The sequence below is a fragment of the Pseudomonas sp. genome, assembly GCF_002796985.1.
Taxonomy (GTDB): Bacteria; Pseudomonadota; Gammaproteobacteria; order Pseudomonadales; family Pseudomonadaceae; genus Pseudomonas.
Genome location: NZ_PEKX01000007.1, coordinates 1,023,667 through 1,039,358 on the forward strand (window position 1 = coordinate 1,023,667; position 15,692 = coordinate 1,039,358).

The following is a 15,692-nucleotide window of genomic DNA, read 5'->3' on the forward strand; positions in this document are numbered from 1 at the left end:
GCGGAGCATCCACTGACAATCCGAGGTTCACCATGAAGCGTGCTTTTTCCGGCCTGGGGCTCCTGCTGGCGGCCTGCCTGACGATCGGTCAGGCGCAAGCCTCCATCGTGATCACCGGTACCCGCGTGGTCTACGATGCGTCCCAGCGGGAGGTGACGGTCAAGCTCGGCAATGACGGCCAATCGCCGATGCTGGTGCAGTCATGGATAGACGAAGGCAACGTCCAGGCGACGCCCGATACCTCCGCCGCTCCCTTCGTGCTCACGCCTCCCATCGCTCGGATCGATCCGAACAAGGGCCAGGCGTTGCGAGTCCGCTACACCGGGCAGAAGAGCCTGCCGCAAGACAAGGAGTCGCTGTTCTGGCTCAACGTACTGGAGGTTCCGCCGTCATCGGCCGAAGGGCAGAACAAGCTGAAGATCGCCTTCCGCAGCCGCCTGAAACTCTTTTATCGCCCTGCGGGATTGCCGGGCAACGCCACGGCCGCCGCCGAGCAACTGCAGTGGCGCCTGCAGCAAAAGGGTGCCGAGTGGACGCTGGAGTGCCGCAACGACAGCCCGTACTACGTCTCCCTGGGCAAGGTCAGCGTGAGCGGAGGCGGGCAGACCGTCAGCCCGGCCCTCGACATCAACTCCAGCATGCTCGCCCCAGGCGAGCGCAAGCTGATGCCGTTGAAGAGCGCCGCCGGCCTCGCATCGGGTAGCAAGGTGGACTACACGAGCATCAGTGACCTGGGCGCGATGATCGAGCATTCCCAGCCCTTGAAGCCCTGACTGCCAGCACAACTCCCTCGCCGTACCAGGTCCGGTGCCAGCCAGAGCTGCACCGGACCGCCCCACCCATTCGCGTGTTTGCGCCTTCGTGCGGAGAAGTTTCGCTGCTCCGCTCATTCGATAGCTCGCTATTCGTTGGGATAATTCCTACAGGCTTACCGGGAACCTACGGTAGGACGATTCGTGCGCGAATCGGAGACTGAACCCATCGCTTCCGCCCTTGCTGGCAAGGCGGAAAGCACTGCCACTGCAGGGTTCGAGCATGAACAGCGCACGTTACTTTCCACTGTCCCAACCCATGGCTTTTCCGTTCAAGCCGCTGGCGCTGGCCGTCTGCCTGCTGGGCGGTCTTTGCAGCGGCCTTGCGCTGGCGGGGCCGGATGAGGGTGAGGTAGCCAACTTCGAGAGCGACATGCTTTGGGGGCAGGGGGCACGTTCGATGAACCTGTCGCGCTTTCGTGAAAGCAACCTGGTCGAGCCGGGCGTCCACAACCTTGCCGTGCAGCTCAATGGAACGCCGCTCGGTCCCCAGGACATCCACTTTGTCGAGGGCGACCAGCCCGGCCATGGCAAAGCCTGCTTCTCACGCCTGCAACTGGAGCAGTTTGGCGTCAAGCTCGACCAACTGCCGCCAGACAAACTGACCGGCGACTGCCTCGACCTGCCGGCCCTTATCGAAGGCGCCAGCGCCAGTGTCGATGTTGGCGAGCAGCGGCTGGATCTGAGCATTCCCCAGGCCATGCTGCGCCGCAACCCGCGCGGCTACGTCAGCCCCGAGCGCTGGGACCATGGCGTCAACGCCGGCTTCCTGGACTATAACCTCAGCGGTTACCAGAGCAGCAGCCAGGGCAGAGATCAGCAAACCGCCTATGCCAGCCTCAATGGCGGGCTCAATCTGGGGGACTGGCGCCTGCGCCAGCGCTCGTCGCTCAACTGGGGCCAGGACGGCAAAACCCTACAGAACCTCGCCACCTACGCCCAGCGCGACGTCGACTCGCTCCGCTCCCAGCTGACCCTCGGCGATGCCTATACCGACGGCGACCTGTTCGACTCGGTCCCCCTGCGCGGCGTGCGCCTGAACAGCGACGAACGCATGCTGCCCGACTCCCAGCGCGGCTATGCGCCGGTGGTACGCGGCATCGCCGCGACCAACGCCCGCGTCACCATCCGCCAGAATGGCTACATCATCCACGAGGAAACCGTAGCCCCCGGCGCCTTCGAGATCAGTGATCTCAACCCCACCAGCGACAATGGCGACCTCGACGTCACCGTGACCGAAGCCAGCGGCCAGGAAAGCCACTTCAGCGTGCCGTTCTCCTCCGTCGCTCGTTCCCTGCGCCCCGGCGTCTCGCGCTACAGCGCAAGCGTCGGCCAGGTACGGGGCCTCACCTACGGCTACAGCCCTTACGTCGCCCAGGCCACCTACCAGCGCGGCCTCACCAACAGCGTCACCGCCTACACCGGCGGCACAGGCTCCGACGGCTACACCGCCCTGTTGCTCGGTGGCGTGCTCAATACCGAATACGGCGCCTTTGGCGCGGACCTGACCCAGGCCAGCACCGACCTGAACAGCCAGCAGTACAGCGGCCGCTCGCTGCGCATCAGCTACAACAAGATCCTGCAGAGTACCGGCACGAACTTCACCGTCGCCTCGTACCGCTATTCCACCGATGGCTATTTCGGCCTCAACGATGCCCTCAACGCCCGTGACCAGCTCGAGGCGTTTGGCGACGAAAAAGGCGGCGCCGACGCCATCCGCCGTGCCCGCAGCCGCAGTGAAATCAACGTCAGCCAGAACATCGGGCGCGGCTACCTGTTCGTCAGCGGCTCAAGGCAGGACTACTGGAACGACACGGGTTCCGACACCCAGTTCCAGGCCGGCTACAACCACAGCTGGAACTGGGGCAGCGCCTCTGTCAGCGCCTCGCGGACCCAGGACGCCTTCGGCGGCTCCGAGAACCAGGTGCTGCTCAGCGTCTCCCTGCCCATCGGCTCGGCCGGCGGCAATCGTCCGTACCTCACCAGCAGCGTCAGCCACAGCAGCAGCGGCGCCAGCAACCTGCAGAGCACCCTGAGCGGCACCGCCGGCCAGGACGGCCAGATCAACTACGGCATCACCAGCGCCTACGACAGCCCGGCCGATGGCCAGGGCGCCGCCAGCCTCGGCGGCAATGCCCAGTACCGTGACGCCTACGGCACCCTCAACGGCTCCGTGAGCCAGGGCAGCGACTACCGGCAACTGTCGGCCGGCATCGCCGGCTCCGTGGTCGCCCACCCCAGGGGCGTCACCTTCGGCCAGACCCTGGGCGACAGCATCGCCATCATCGACGCCCCCGGCGCCGCTGGCGCCCAGGTCAGCAGTGCCAGCAACGTCAAGCTCAATAGCCAGGGCCAGGCCGTGGTGCCGTACCTCACGGCCTACCGCGTGAACACCCTGGAACTGGACCCCAAGGGCCTGTCCGACGACGTCGAACTCAAAAGCACCACGCAGGACGTCGTACCGCGTAGCGGCTCGGTCATGCTGGTCAAGTTCGACGCGGTAACCGGCCGCGCGCTGCTGATCCAGAGCCGCCAGAGCGACGGCAGCCCGCTGCCGTTCGGCGCCAGTGTCTACGATGAGAAAAACCAGGAAGTCGGTGTGGTCGGGCAGGGGGGCAAGATCTTCGCCCGTGTCGAAGGCGACAGCGGCACCCTGCGCGTTCCGCTCGATGGCGACAAGAGTTGCACCCTTCACTACAGCGTCCCGAGCAATCAGGTCGGCGACAAGGACGCTCCCCTTGAAGCTATCGATGCGCCTTGCGCAGGTTAACCCGGAGAAGCCAAATGAGCGGGACTTCGAGCAAAACCCATCTGAGCATCCTGCTGATCGCGCTGACGACGCTATGGCTCGGCCGCGCCGAGGCGACAGTGACCTGCACGCCAACCGCGGGTATCACACTCAGCCTGCCTGCCAGCATCACAGCGCCGCGCGACCGCAGCTTCGGTACTCCGTTGACCGGCTGGATCTCCTCCAGCGTCACGCGAATGGAAAACAGCTGTACCGCCAGTGACACCTCCACCACCTATGGCCAGGCGCGCGGGTTGCTGAATCCAACCGGCAAAACACTGGTCGACGGCGGAGCAACGTACACCGTTTATGCGACCTCGCAGAAAGGCGTGGGGCTGATTCTCGGCATCAAGGATCAGAATGCCGCCATGGTGCCGATAGCACCGACGCCCACCGATCTGGTCAAGGGATGGTCCACCTTCTGGGATTTTGGCGCTTCCATAAGGCTGGTCGCCACCGGCGAGCCCATCGCCACCGGTACCCTTGCCGCAACAACCATCGCCAACACCTTCGTGGCGGAGAAAAGCTCGGGAACGACATCGGCAGCCGCACCCATCAAGATCACCGGCACCAGCGTGGCAGCCCAGACCTGCTCCGTGGATGCCGGCTCGGTGAACATGAGTGTCAGCCTCGGCACGACCAGCGCGCCGGGCCTCGCCGGGCCGGTGGGGACAACGGCAGGCAACGCCAGCTTCAGTGTGCGCCTCAATTGCAGCACCGGCATGAATGTCTACATGACGCTGACTGACGCCAACAATCTCGGCAACACGTCCGACATCCTCAGCCTCAGCCCATCGCCGACTCAGGCTCGTGGTGTTGGTGTCCAGGTACGGCGCAACGGCACTCCGGTGCGCTTCGGGCCGGATGCCTCTGTCGCCGGCAACACCAACCAGTTTTCCGTTGGCACTTCGCCCAACGGCGTACTGGACGTGCCCTTTACCGCCAACTACATCAAGATCAATGCTGTGGTGGCGCCGGGCGATGCCAATGCCGTAGCCACCTACACGTTCTCCTACCAATGAGTTGGTAGTGAGCTGCAAGCAGAGTCGCATGATCCTACGCAATTGCGACAAGGTACTCGGGAACCGTCCTGCACAGCCTTCGGAAGAACCGGTAGCATCCCGCATTGCTGCGCCTGCAAGGCCGCCGGTAAGGTTTCCGGGTCGCGACAGTCGTCGTGACCTGGGCGTGGAAACCCGGTGTTTTGCTACGTAGGCGCGGTAGCGCCATGGCGGTTCGACTGGCGCTTTTTTGTGCCCGTCATGTGCTGTCTATGGTGGGATCGTGCAAGGCGGGCTTCGGTCCGGCCGGGCCCTACGTAGCCGGTATTTCCACCCTTGCACGGTCCTGCCACCCTTCAGTGGAAAGTTGGGTGAGTCGGGTTCCTCTTATCACTACGTAGGAACTGAGCGATGCATTACCCCGCTTTTACCCCCGCGCACCACCGACCGTCCCCTCCGGAATTCCTTCTATCGAGTAGCCAATCTGGCCGGCTCTCGGTGCTCACCCTGCCGAGCACCTGAGGTTTGCGGCAGGCCGCCGGGTGTATTGGGACACCTGGCGGCCCTTTGGAAGTCCATCGAATCGCGGTCGCTCCGCTCCGGTGCGGCTCACAAGGAGTTCATACATGGGAAGCACACAACCCAAACACCCCGGCGAGTACTGGGGCCACGTCGCACCGGCCGATGGCCAGCCCGGCATGGCGATGGATTGGCCGGTCGACTGCCAACCGGCCATGGACGCGGCCGTTCGGCATGTCGAGCGCTGGTTCGACGAGCAGGGATACTCATCCAACCTGTGGGCGGCCTTCTTCGCCGGCCGCAGCGAACAGGAGAGCTACACACAGCGCGTGGCTTATGAAGCGGCGTTCTTCTGGCGCGTACAGCAACGACTGATGGGCACTGCTGCCTCGGCGGTGCTCCACGCTTGAACCAATCGGTATGCAAGCCAGCTCGCTCCTGACCGGGCGGTTGCTGCACAGGCTCAATCTTGCCGGATGAACGCGATGTAGGATGGCGTGGAGCGTAGCGATACCCATCGATGTGGTGCAGGACGGGCGCGCCTAGCCTATACACAATCGCGCGCTTGGCGCGAGCCTACAGAATGGCTCCGCGATTACCCGCCGCGCAGGATTTTCGAGGTAGGAGCAACTGTCTTCCTCTGGATAGTCCGTGCCGGTGTTTCCCCCTCACCCCAGCCCTCCCCCAGGGAGAGGGCTAGGGTGGGGGCAAGCCCTCGCGCGATTCTCCAGGTAGAGCGGACTCTGTCCGCAATGATTTCCGGCGTGATTCGAATCTATCGCGGACGAAGCCCGCTCCTGCGCCCCCTGAACTTCGGCATCGACCTGAAGGCGCGGGCTCAATCCGCCCAATGCCACGCCGGGGCATCGAACATGCCCTGGTCGCGGATGCGCGTCTGGCCCAGTTCCTTGTCCAGGTGCAGGCCGTTGCACGCGGGGTGTTCCTCCAGCGTGGCGATCAGCCGGCTAGCGTGGGACACCACCCAGACCTGGGTGTGTTTCGACGCGGCGATGATCAATCGCCCCAGCGCCGGCAGCAGGTCCGGGTGCAGGCTGGTTTCCGGTTCGTTGAGCACCATCAGTGACGGTGGGCGCGGGGTGAGCAGGGCGGCGACCAGCAGCAGGTAGCGCAGGGTGCCGTCGGAGAGCTCCGATGCGCTCAGCGGCCGCAGCAGGCCGTGTTGCTTCAGTGCCACGGCGAAGCGCCCGCCGGGCTGGCAGTCGATCTGCAGTTCGGCGCCGGGGAAGGCGTCGCTGATTGCGGTTTCCAGTGCGTGGGCGTCGCCGATTTCGCGGATGGTTTGCAGCGCCGCTGCCAGGTCACGGCCATCGTGGTGTAGCACCGGTGTGCGGGTGCCGAGCTGCGGCTGGCGTGCGGGGGCGTCGGCGTCGGTGCGGAAGTGGTCGTAGAAGCGCCAGCCGCGAATCTGCTCGCGCAGCAGCAGGGCTTCGGGGCAATCCGAGCCGCTGCCGATCTGGGTGAACAGGCTGTCGAAAGTCGGGATGTGCTGCGCCAGCACCTGCCAGCTACGGCCTTCGCGGGCGCGCAGCATCGGGCCATTGCGCTCCACCAGTTGCGAGGCGGGGCGATACCAGGGGCCGGCCCAGATGCTTTCGTGCTTGATCTCCGGGTCCAGGCCGAAGGCGCTGACCACCGGCGGTGGTGGCAGGCCGAGGGCGATGGCGTAGCCGAAATCTTCGCCGGCAAAGCCCAGACGCAGTCGCTTCACTTCATTGCGCGGGCCGCCCTGGACTTCCACTTCGCCCGAACGCATGCGCCGCGAATGGGTTTCCGGCCCGGCCCAGAAGGTGGATTCCAGCCCGCCCTCGCGCGCCAGTGCATTCACCACGCCGCCCTGGGCGGTTTCGGCGAGCAGGCGCAGGGCGCGGTAGAGGTTGGATTTGCCGCTGCCGTTGGCGCCGGTGATCAGGTTCAGCCGGCCCAGCGGTAGCACCAGCGAGTTGATCGAGCGGTAGTTGGCGACGGCGAGGGTGTGCAGCATGCGGGCGATCCGGTTCAGGCAATCGCCCGATGCTAGCAAACTCGCTTCAGGGCGCGCGGCGCCAGTTCAGCACCAGCTGGGTCAGCAGGCCGGCGACCAGCCCCCAGAACGCCGAGCCCACGGAGAACAGGGTGAAGCCCGAGGCGGTGACCAGGAAGGTAACCATCGCTGCTTCGCGCTGGCGCGCATCGGCCATGGCGTTGGTCAGGCCGTTGGTGATCGAGCCGAGCAGGGCCAGCGCGGCGATGGACAGCACCAACGCCTTGGGCAACGCGGCGAACAGCGCGGCCAGGGTGGCGCCGAAGATGCCGGCGATGCCGTAGAACAGCCCGCACCAGAGCGCGGCGGTGTAGCGCTTTTGTGCGTTCTCGTGGGCTTCCGGACCGGTGCAGATGGCGGCGCTGATGGCTGCCAGATTGATGCCGTGGGAGCCGAACGGCGCCAGCAGCAGCGAGGCGATGCCGGTGGTGGAGATCAGTGGCGAGGCCGGCACCTGGTAGCCATCGGCGCGCAGCACGGCGAGCCCCGGCATGTTCTGCGAGGCCATGGCGACGATGAACAGCGGAATGGCGATGCTGATGGTGGCAGCCAGCGAGAAGCTCGGGGTGGTCCACACCGGGCGGGCGATTTCCAGCTGGAAGTGGCTGAAGTTGAGCAGGCCGAGGAAGCCGGCCAGGGCGACACCCACCAGCAGCGCGGCGAATACCGCGTAGCGCGGTGACAGGCGCTTGGCGACCAGGTAGCTGACGAACATCGCCACCACCAGCGCCGTCTGCTGCTGCGCGGCGTTGCAGATTTCGATGCAGATGCGGAACAGCACGCCGGCCAGCAGCGCCGAGGCCAGCGAGCCGGGCACCTGGCGCATCAGCCGCTCGAAGCTGCCGGTGACGCCGCAGATCGTGATCAGCGCGGCGCACACGATGAACGCGCCAATGGCCTCGCCGTAAGGCACGCCGGGCAGGCTGCTGATCAGCAGCGCGGCGCCGGGGGTGGACCAGGCGATGACGATGGGTGTGCGGTAGCGCAGGGTCAGGCCGATGGTGGTCACGGCCATGCCGATGGACAGCGCCCAGATCCACGAGGAAATCTGCGCGGTGGTGAGCCCCGCCGCCTGGCCGGCCTGGAACATCAGCACCAGCGAGCTGGTGTAGCCGGTGAGCATGGCGACGAACCCGGCGACAACGGCAGCGGGGGAGGAGTCGGCCAGCGGGCGCAGCGGCGCGGTGGCGGGGGTGGTGTCAGTCATGCACGAACTTCCATCAGGTGCGGGTGAGCAGAGGGTAAAGCGAAGCGACCAGCAGCGCAGCCATGCCGACGTTGAACAGGCGAAGTCGCAGAGGGTCTTCCAGCCAGCGCCGCAGCAGGCTGCCGAGCACCGTCCAGACGCCGACGCTGGGCAGGTTGACCACGGCGAACAGGGTGGCGATCAGCACCACGTTGCCGATCCAGCTGTTGGCCGGCAGGTAGGTGGCGATGGCGCCGACGGCCATCACCCAGGCCTTGGGGTTGACCCACTGGAAGGCGGCGGCCTGGAGGAAGGTCATCGGCTTGGCGGAGTCTCCGCCCTTCGCCTCGGGCGCGCCGGAGCGGGCGATCTTCCAGGCAAGATAGAGCAGGTAGGCGCCACCGGCATAGCGCAGCGCGGTGTAGGTGGCCGGCAAGCGCTCGAACAGTTGATGCAGGCCCAGGCCTACAGCGACCACCAGCAGCAGGAAGCCGATGCTGATGCCGAGCATGTGCGGGATGGTGCGGCGCACGCCGAAGTTCACGCCCGAGGCCAGCAGCATCATGTTGTTGGGGCCAGGGGTGATGGAGGTGACGAAGGCGAAGAGCACAAAGGCGCCGAGGAGTTCGAGGGGCATGGCGGGGTACCGGTCTTGTTGTAGGACCAGCCTAATCCCGCAGCCTCCGGGCTGTCCCATAACAGCCAGCGGCCGAGTGGCCCGTACAGTGCGAGCGACAGTGGCATTCGGGGACGTGCGCCGGTAGGGTGCGGGAAAGCCGTACGACTGATGGAAGATCGCCACCATGGAACAGAATCCCTACGCCGCTCCCAAGGTGGAACTGGTGGATCAGCGCGCTCCGGGGGCATTCCTCGGCGGGCGTTGGAGCCCGGGCCATCTGCGCCTGCTCGGCGGCCTGAGCCTCGCGCTGCTGCTGTGCAATGGGGTGCTGTTCGCCTTGTCCTTCGCGGCCGCGCTGCATGAGTCGAGCACCTGGCAACGCTACGAACTCTGGGTCGGTGTGCTCAGCACGGTGCTCGGCTGCTTCCTGCTGTGGCGCGCCCGCCGTTTTCTCGAGGATCGCTTCAATGCGCGCGGGCTGGGCTGGCCCGTCGGGCTGTCGATTGCCATCGCGCTGGTGATGCAGGTCTACAGCCTGATCTTCGACGAACAGCTCAGCGGCGAATTCAACGGCGCGCTGATGGGCTTCATGGGGCTGTTCGTGCCCACCGGCATTGTCACCCTGTGGTATGGCATCCGCCTGCTGAAGATCGAGTTGCCGTACCCGTCGGTGAAGGTCATGGGCTGGCTGGAGGTCACTTCTGGCGTGTGCCTGCTCAGCGTCCTGCTGTTCCTGCCCGGCACTGCCTTGGCGATGGCCAGCCTGCTGCCGCTGGCGCTGATGTTTCTGCGCGCCGCCCGCGAGTTGGAAGCCGCCGCGCGCTAGTCTTCGTCCTGCGACCAGGCGATGGCCTGATTCACCGCCAGCCAGCCGCGCACGGCGTCTTCCCCGGCTTCGTCGAAGGCCAGTTGCAGCAGGCGCCCCTGCTCCTGGCGCAGGGCCTTTTCCAGCTTGCCGCCTTCGGTCGTCAGCTCCAGCAGGCGCTTGCGCTTGTCGTTGTCGCAAGCCTCGCTGTGGATCAGGTCCAGCTCCTGCAGCTGGCGCAACGGCACGTTCAGCGCCTGCTTGGTCACGCCCAATGCAGCGAGCAGCTGGCTCACGCTCAGCCCCGGATTGCGGGCGATGAAGAACAGGATGCGGTGGTGCACCCGGCCCAGGCCGCGGCGCGCCAGCATTTCGTCGGGTTTCGCGGTGAAGGCCCGGTAGCTGTAGAAGAAGGCTTCCATGGCCTGGAGTTGCAGGGCATTTTTTATTAGGTCAGGCATATTGACGTATCCGTCTCGGGCGTCGTAGCTTCGGTCAAACAGTTTGACTCATTCTTCCGCGCTCCCGCTACCGGTGACCCCATGGCCTTCTCCGAACGCATCGCCCGACTGAAAAGCTCTCTGATCCGTGAAATTCTCGCCGCGGCGCAGCGCCCGGAGGTGATGTCCTTCGCCGGTGGCCTGCCCGCCGAGCCGATGCTGCCGAAGGTGAACTGGGACGACATGCCGGCGAGCGTGGGTCAGTACGGCATGAGCGAAGGGGAGCCGGCGCTGCGTGAAGCCATCGCCGCCGAGGCGCGAGCGCTGGGTGTGCCCTGCGAAGCGAGCCAGGTGTTGATCGTCAGCGGCTCGCAGCAGACCCTGGACCTGGCCAGCAAGCTGTTTATCGATCCGGGCACTGAAGTGCTGCTCGAAGCGCCGACTTACCTCGCTGCGCTGCAGGCCTTCCAGCTGTTCGGCGCGAACTGCCTGACCGTGCCGCTGGGCGCCGAAGGCCCGGACGTCGCCGCGCTGCGCCAACGCCTGGAGACCAGCAAGCCAGCGTTCGCCTACCTGATCCCGACTTTCCAGAATCCGTCCGGCGTGCGTTACAGCGAGCAGCGCCGCGATGAAGTGGCCGCCGTGCTCGACGAGTTCGGCGTGACCCTGATCGAGGACGAACCCTACCGTGAGCTGATGTTCGACCAGGGCGCCGCGACTCCGTTGGTCAGCCGCCTGAAGCAATCCAGCTGGATCTATACCGGCACTGTGTCCAAGACCCTGCTGCCCGGCTTGCGCGTGGGTTTCCTGATCGCCACGCCGGACCTGTTCCCGCACCTGCTGCGCCTGAAGCAGTCCGCTGACCTGCATACCAACCGAGTTGGCCAGTGGCAGGCGCTGCAGTGGTTCGGCACCGAGGCCTACCGTGGCCACCTGGCCGAATTGCGCGACTTCTATCGCATCCGCCGCGACGCCATGCAGACGCAATTGGAGGAGCACTTCGCCGATCTGGCCGACTGGAACGTACCCCAGGGCGGGCTGTTCTTCTGGCTCAAGCTCAAACAACCGCTGAATACGCGCACGCTGCTGGACGCGGCGCTGGCACAGAACGTAGCCTTCATGCCCGGCGAGCCGTTCTTCACCGACCCGGACGCCAACCCCGGCTACCTGCGGCTGAACTTCAGCCACGTCGCGCCCGAGCGCGCCGGTGAAGGCCTGCGCCGCCTGGCGACGGTGATCCGCGACGCCCAAGCCCACGCACACTGAGGAGAGAGCATGTACACCGTTTACGGCGATCAACTGTCCGGCAACTGCTACAAGGTCAAACTGGCCCTGCACCTGCTCGGCCTGCCTTACCAGTGGCGCGACATCAATATCCTCAAGGGCGAGACGCAGACCGCCGAGTTCCTGGCGATGAACCCCAACGGCAAGGTGCCGGTGCTGCAGCTCGAAGACGGCACCTGCCTGTGGGAATCCAATGCCATCCTCAACTTCCTCGCCGATGGCAGCGACCTGTTGCCCAGCGAGCCGCGCTTGCGCACCCAGGTACTGCAGTGGCAGTTCTTCGAGCAGTACAGCCATGAACCCTACGTGGCCGTGGCGCGCTTCATCGAGTTCTACCTTGGCTTGCCCGAGGAGCGTCGCGAGGAGTACGCGCGCTGCCAGAAGGGCGGATACAAGGCGCTGAAGGTGATGGAACGGCAACTGGAGCAGACGCCGTACCTGGTGGGTGACAGCTATTCCATCGCCGATATCACCCTGTACGCCTATACCCATGTGGCGCACCAGGGCGGTTTCGACCTGTCGAACTACCCGGCGGTGAACGCCTGGCTGGCGCGGGTGGCGGATCACCCGAGGCATGTGGGGATGCAGGACTGATCGCCACGCCCGGTGATTGCAAACGCCGCTTCCTTGAAGCGGCGTTTTTCGTTGTGCGCCCGGTGCTCTCGGTAGGAGCGAGCTTGCTCGCGAACAGGTATCCGGCAACTCCTGAGTTTGGGCGATTCGCGAGCAAGCGCGCTCCTACAAGTTTGTCTGAGTTTTTGTGCTGAAAACCGGCAGGTTGCCATCGGGCGAATCCGAAAAAGCCTCTCTAAACCGCTGATTTCGGCGCTTTGGGGTTGACCGGCATCATGGCGGCGCTTTGCCGCTCTCCCTACTCTGGACGGGCTGCCATGCGGGACGTACCGATGTGGCCGGGCGCGAGCGGCAGGCAGTGTCGTCGCCTGGCATGGGGAGGGGAAAGATGGCCTATCTGGTCTGGCAGGCGGATCTCGACACCGGGATCGGAGTGATCGACGCACAACACAAACGCATCGTCGAAATGATCAACCAATTGCACGAGGCCCAGGCCCATCACGACCGAGCCCTGCTCGGCGGTGTGATCGAGGAACTGGTCGACTACACCCTCTCGCACTTCGCCTTCGAAGAAACGCTGCTGGAGGACTCCGGCTATCAGTTCACCCGCGCACACAAGAAGGTCCACGAACTCTTCATCAAGCGCGTTTCCGACTACCGCCAGCGTTTCGAGGCCGGCGAGGATGTCGCCGAGGAACTCAAGGGCCTGCTCGGTCGCTGGCTGTTCAATCACATCCGCAACGACGACGCCAATTACGTGGAAGCGGTCAGGGCCAGCATGCACGAGCTGACCCGCGACCAGAGCCATGGTGGCTGGCTGTCGCGCTCGATGAAGCGATTCTTTGGCTGAATAGCCCGCCACTTCGGCGGCGAATGCCGATGCGAACCTTCTTCGCCTGACTATGCTTTGTGCACAACGACAAGCAATGCCACGGGGGTATTCGCGTATGAAGACGCTGTTGAAGTCACTGCTGCTGCTTTCCTTCCTGTCCTCCTTCGGGCTGTTCGCCGCTCAGTCGGGCACCACGCCGAACGCTGACGACCAGCGCGCCAAGGCGTTGCTGGCCAAGGCGGTGGCCACCTATAAGGAGGAGGGCGACAAGGCCTTTGCTGCGTTCAGCCGCCAGGGCGAGTTCGTCGATGGCGACCTCTATGTCTTCGTGGTGGACAGCAAGGGCACCATGCTCGCCAGCGGCGGGCCGTCGGTGGTGCTGATCGACCGCGACGTGTCGTCCACCCTCGATCCCTCGCTCCAGGAACAGTTCGCCAAGGCATTGAAGTCACCGGAAACCGGCAAGGTGCAGCAGGCGGACTACCGCTGGAAGAACTGGGCGGATGGCAAGGTGGAGCGCAAGCACGTGTACTACCAGCGTGTCGGCGAGCGCTTCCTCGCTGTGGGCTACTACATTCCGCGTGCCTCGGCAGAGCGGGCGGCGGCCATGCTCGACAAGGCGGCGAAAGCCGTCGAGGCCGACCCGCAGGGTACCTTCAGGCAGATCAATGCGCGGGACAAGACCTTTATCGAGGATGACCTGTACGTCTTCGTGGTCGACCTGGACACCGGCAAGTTCGTTGCCCACGGCTTCAACACGCGCATGGTCGGCACCGATTTCGACTCGCTGAAGGACCCGGGCGGCAACCCGGTCGGCCACGCCATGCTGGAACTGGTGAAGGCCAAGGGCGAGGCCGAATTCGAGTACCAGTGGCGCAACCCGGTGACCAGCAAGGTGGAGAACAAGCACGCCTTCCTGCGTAAGGTCGGCCACTACCTGGTTGCGGTTGGTTACTACACCCGCTGATCGGTTGCTGGCAGGCACAAAAAAAACCGGCCCTTGGGCCGGTTTTTTCCGTTTGGCGGTTTGCGCTCAGCGAATCAGGCTGAGGAACTCGCTGCGGGTGGCGGCGTTCTCGCGGAACTCGCCGAGCATCACCGAGGTGACCATGGACGAGTTCTGCTTCTCCACGCCGCGCATCATCATGCACATGTGTTTGGCCTCGATCACCACGGCCACGCCCAGCGCGCCGGTGACCTGCTGCACGGCCTCGGCGATCTGCCGCGACATGTTCTCCTGGATCTGCAGGCGGCGGGCGTACATGTCGACGATGCGCGCAACCTTGGACAGCCCCAGCACCTTGCCATTGGGGATGTAGGCGACGTGGGCCTTGCCAATGAAGGGCAGCAGGTGATGCTCGCACAGCGAGTAGAGCTCGATGTCCTTGACCAGCACCATTTCGCTGTTGTCGGAGCTGAACAGGGCGCCGTTGACGATCTCCTCCAGCGTTTGCTGGTAGCCGCGGCAAAGGTACTGCATGGCCTTGGCTGCACGCTTGGGCGTGTCGACCAGTCCTTCGCGGGTGACGTCCTCACCCAGCTGGCTGAGGATCGCGGAGTAGTTTTGTTCCAGGGACATGGATCTACCTGTGGCAATGGCAAAGATGAAAAACCGAGGCGCAGGGTAGGGCGAGCGGCTTTGCCTGGCAAGGCCCCGGCGCCGGTTGGCGCGTAATGGCGCGCGGATTGGCGTCGCTCGTGGCGCGGGTCGCGTTACTCGTCGCGGCCTTCGAGCATGTTGCGCCGCAGAATCACGTAGATGGCGCCGGTGCCGCCGTGGCGTGGCAGGCAGGAGGCGAAGCCGAGCACCTGTGGGTGCTGGCGTAGCCAGGTGTTGACGTGACTCTTCACCATCGGGCTGCGGCCGTCGATGCGCGCGGCCTTGCCATGGGTGACGCGGACGCAGCGGACCTCGAATCGAGCCGCTTCGGCGATGAAGTCCCAGAGGGTTTCACGGGCCGTCTCGATCTTCATGCCGTGCAGGTCGAGGCTGCCCTCGAAGCCGATCTGGCCGGCCTTGAGCTTGCGCATCTGGCCTTCCTGGACGCCGTCGCGGGCCCAGTAGAGTTCGTCCTCGGGGCCGACGTCGATGACGAACTGGTCGGAGAGGCCGTCCACCCTGATGCTTTCGGTGCGCACGGTCGCGTTCTGCCGCAGCTCCTTGAGCTGCTTGCGGTCGGCCTTGGGTTTGCCGGTATCGGCCTGGTCCACGGTGATGCGCTTGACGCCGCGCATCTCGCGGGCGAACTGGGAAAAATCGTCGTCTTGCACGCGCACCTCCTCGAAGAGCCGCGCAGTGTAGCGGATCGCTCCGTTCCTACGGAAATCCGCTGCATTGCCTACAAGGCTCAGTCGCGGCGCTTCATCAGCCTCGGCGACAGGCTCAGGCCCTCGCTGCCACGGGCACGGCGGCGGGCGGCGCGCCAGAAAGTGACGCCCAGCCAGAGGCAGACCAGGCCGACCACCAACAGCACGGCGCCGGCGCCCGGCTCGATGTGCAATACGCCCACGGCGGGCTGGCGGCGGAGCAGGGCGGCGACGCCGGCCATGCCGGACAGGATGCCGAAGGTGGCGATTATCGCGGCGATCGCAGCGGCGAAGCGCCAGCGCCAGCGGCCCGGACGTTTCGGGCGCAGGCTGGGTGGGTCGAATTTTTCGGTCATCTTCATCCCGACTTCCTCATCTGTTGAACGAGGCTATGACCGGTGGGGATGGGTGGGGTTCCAACCCCAGGGTCGGGAAGCGCGGCGAACCCGCTGGGTGAGCGGGTTCACAGGCTTTCGCGCCTAAGC

At 65.2% G+C, this 15,692-nt stretch carries 16 protein-coding genes; 9 read left to right on the forward strand and 7 right to left on the reverse strand.

Annotated features, from left to right (window positions below):
• The first annotated feature begins 32 nt into the window (after nt 1-32).
• The 4 genes from CTR55_RS10415 to CTR55_RS10430 all read left to right on the forward strand — a co-directional run bounded on the left by CTR55_RS10415 (nt 33) and on the right by CTR55_RS10430 (nt 5,530).
• The gene (locus CTR55_RS10415) at nt 33-773 is read left to right on the forward strand and encodes a fimbria/pilus periplasmic chaperone (RefSeq protein WP_296285913.1); all 741 of its coding nucleotides are present in this window, start codon (nt 33-35) and stop codon (nt 771-773) included.
• A gap of 262 nt (nt 774-1,035) precedes the next feature.
• The gene (locus CTR55_RS10420; protein WP_296285914.1) at nt 1,036-3,582 is read left to right on the forward strand and encodes a fimbria/pilus outer membrane usher protein; all 2,547 of its coding nucleotides are present in this window, start codon (nt 1,036-1,038) and stop codon (nt 3,580-3,582) included.
• 14 nt (nt 3,583-3,596) lie between these two features.
• Nucleotides 3,597-4,622, forward strand: coding sequence for a fimbrial protein (locus CTR55_RS10425; RefSeq protein WP_296285915.1), 1,026 nt, complete (start codon nt 3,597-3,599; stop codon nt 4,620-4,622).
• A 605-nt stretch (nt 4,623-5,227) separates the two neighbouring features.
• Nucleotides 5,228-5,530 carry a LasR-specific antiactivator QslA gene (locus tag CTR55_RS10430; RefSeq protein ID WP_296285917.1) on the forward strand — a complete coding sequence of 101 codons (303 nt, stop codon included), beginning with the start codon at nt 5,228-5,230 and terminating at the stop codon, nt 5,528-5,530.
• A 428-nt stretch (nt 5,531-5,958) separates the two neighbouring features.
• Here CTR55_RS10430 and CTR55_RS10435 read toward each other — a convergent pair whose 3' ends face one another.
• Genes CTR55_RS10435 through CTR55_RS10445 form a run of 3 tightly spaced genes read right to left on the reverse strand, consistent with a single transcriptional unit; the run spans nt 5,959 to nt 8,984 of the window.
• Nucleotides 5,959-7,122, reverse strand: a complete 1,164-nt coding sequence (locus CTR55_RS10435; protein ID WP_296285918.1) for an AAA family ATPase — start codon at nt 7,120-7,122, stop codon at nt 5,959-5,961.
• A 46-nt stretch (nt 7,123-7,168) separates the two neighbouring features.
• On the reverse strand, nt 7,169-8,368 hold the full coding sequence (locus tag CTR55_RS10440) for a benzoate/H(+) symporter BenE family transporter (RefSeq protein ID WP_296285919.1): 1,200 nt from the start codon (nt 8,366-8,368) through the stop codon (nt 7,169-7,171).
• A 13-nt stretch (nt 8,369-8,381) separates the two neighbouring features.
• Nucleotides 8,382-8,984 (reverse strand): LysE family translocator, encoded by a 603-nt coding sequence (locus tag CTR55_RS10445; protein ID WP_296285920.1) that lies wholly within the window; start codon nt 8,982-8,984, stop codon nt 8,382-8,384.
• 166 nt (nt 8,985-9,150) lie between these two features.
• On the opposite strand from CTR55_RS10445, the gene CTR55_RS10450 reads away from it, so the two are divergent.
• Nucleotides 9,151-9,792, forward strand: a complete 642-nt coding sequence (locus CTR55_RS10450) for a hypothetical protein (protein ID WP_296285922.1) — start codon at nt 9,151-9,153, stop codon at nt 9,790-9,792.
• On the opposite strand, the gene CTR55_RS10455 is transcribed toward CTR55_RS10450, so the two are convergent.
• Nucleotides 9,789-10,232 (reverse strand): MarR family transcriptional regulator, encoded by a 444-nt coding sequence (locus CTR55_RS10455; RefSeq protein WP_296285923.1) that lies wholly within the window; start codon nt 10,230-10,232, stop codon nt 9,789-9,791. The two genes, CTR55_RS10450 and CTR55_RS10455, sit on opposite strands and share 4 nt — an antisense overlap.
• An 81-nt stretch (nt 10,233-10,313) precedes the next feature.
• Between CTR55_RS10455 and CTR55_RS10460 the strand changes: the two genes are divergently transcribed.
• The 4 genes from CTR55_RS10460 to CTR55_RS10475 all read left to right on the forward strand — a co-directional run bounded on the left by CTR55_RS10460 (nt 10,314) and on the right by CTR55_RS10475 (nt 13,867).
• On the forward strand, nt 10,314-11,477 hold the full coding sequence (locus CTR55_RS10460) for a PLP-dependent aminotransferase family protein (protein ID WP_296285924.1): 1,164 nt from the start codon (nt 10,314-10,316) through the stop codon (nt 11,475-11,477).
• Nucleotides 11,478-11,486: 9 nt separating this feature from the next.
• Nucleotides 11,487-12,089 (forward strand): glutathione S-transferase family protein, encoded by a 603-nt coding sequence (locus CTR55_RS10465; RefSeq protein WP_296285925.1) that lies wholly within the window; start codon nt 11,487-11,489, stop codon nt 12,087-12,089.
• 367 nt (nt 12,090-12,456) lie between these two features.
• Complete coding sequence (locus CTR55_RS10470) at nt 12,457-12,918, forward strand: bacteriohemerythrin (RefSeq protein WP_296285926.1); 462 nt, start codon at nt 12,457-12,459, stop codon at nt 12,916-12,918.
• Nucleotides 12,919-13,015: 97 nt separating this feature from the next.
• Nucleotides 13,016-13,867, forward strand: a complete 852-nt coding sequence (locus tag CTR55_RS10475) for a cache domain-containing protein (protein WP_296285927.1) — start codon at nt 13,016-13,018, stop codon at nt 13,865-13,867.
• A 66-nt stretch (nt 13,868-13,933) separates the two neighbouring features.
• On the opposite strand, the gene folE is transcribed toward CTR55_RS10475, so the two are convergent.
• The 3 genes from folE to CTR55_RS10490 form a co-directional block, all read right to left on the reverse strand.
• On the reverse strand, nt 13,934-14,479 hold the full coding sequence (gene folE / locus CTR55_RS10480; protein ID WP_024765420.1) for a GTP cyclohydrolase I FolE: 546 nt from the start codon (nt 14,477-14,479) through the stop codon (nt 13,934-13,936).
• Nucleotides 14,480-14,613: 134 nt separating this feature from the next.
• Nucleotides 14,614-15,171 (reverse strand): Smr/MutS family protein, encoded by a 558-nt coding sequence (locus CTR55_RS10485; protein WP_296285929.1) that lies wholly within the window; start codon nt 15,169-15,171, stop codon nt 14,614-14,616.
• A gap of 77 nt (nt 15,172-15,248) precedes the next feature.
• Nucleotides 15,249-15,569, reverse strand: coding sequence for a hypothetical protein (locus CTR55_RS10490; RefSeq protein WP_296285931.1), 321 nt, complete (start codon nt 15,567-15,569; stop codon nt 15,249-15,251).
• Nucleotides 15,570-15,692: the final 123 nt, after the last annotated feature.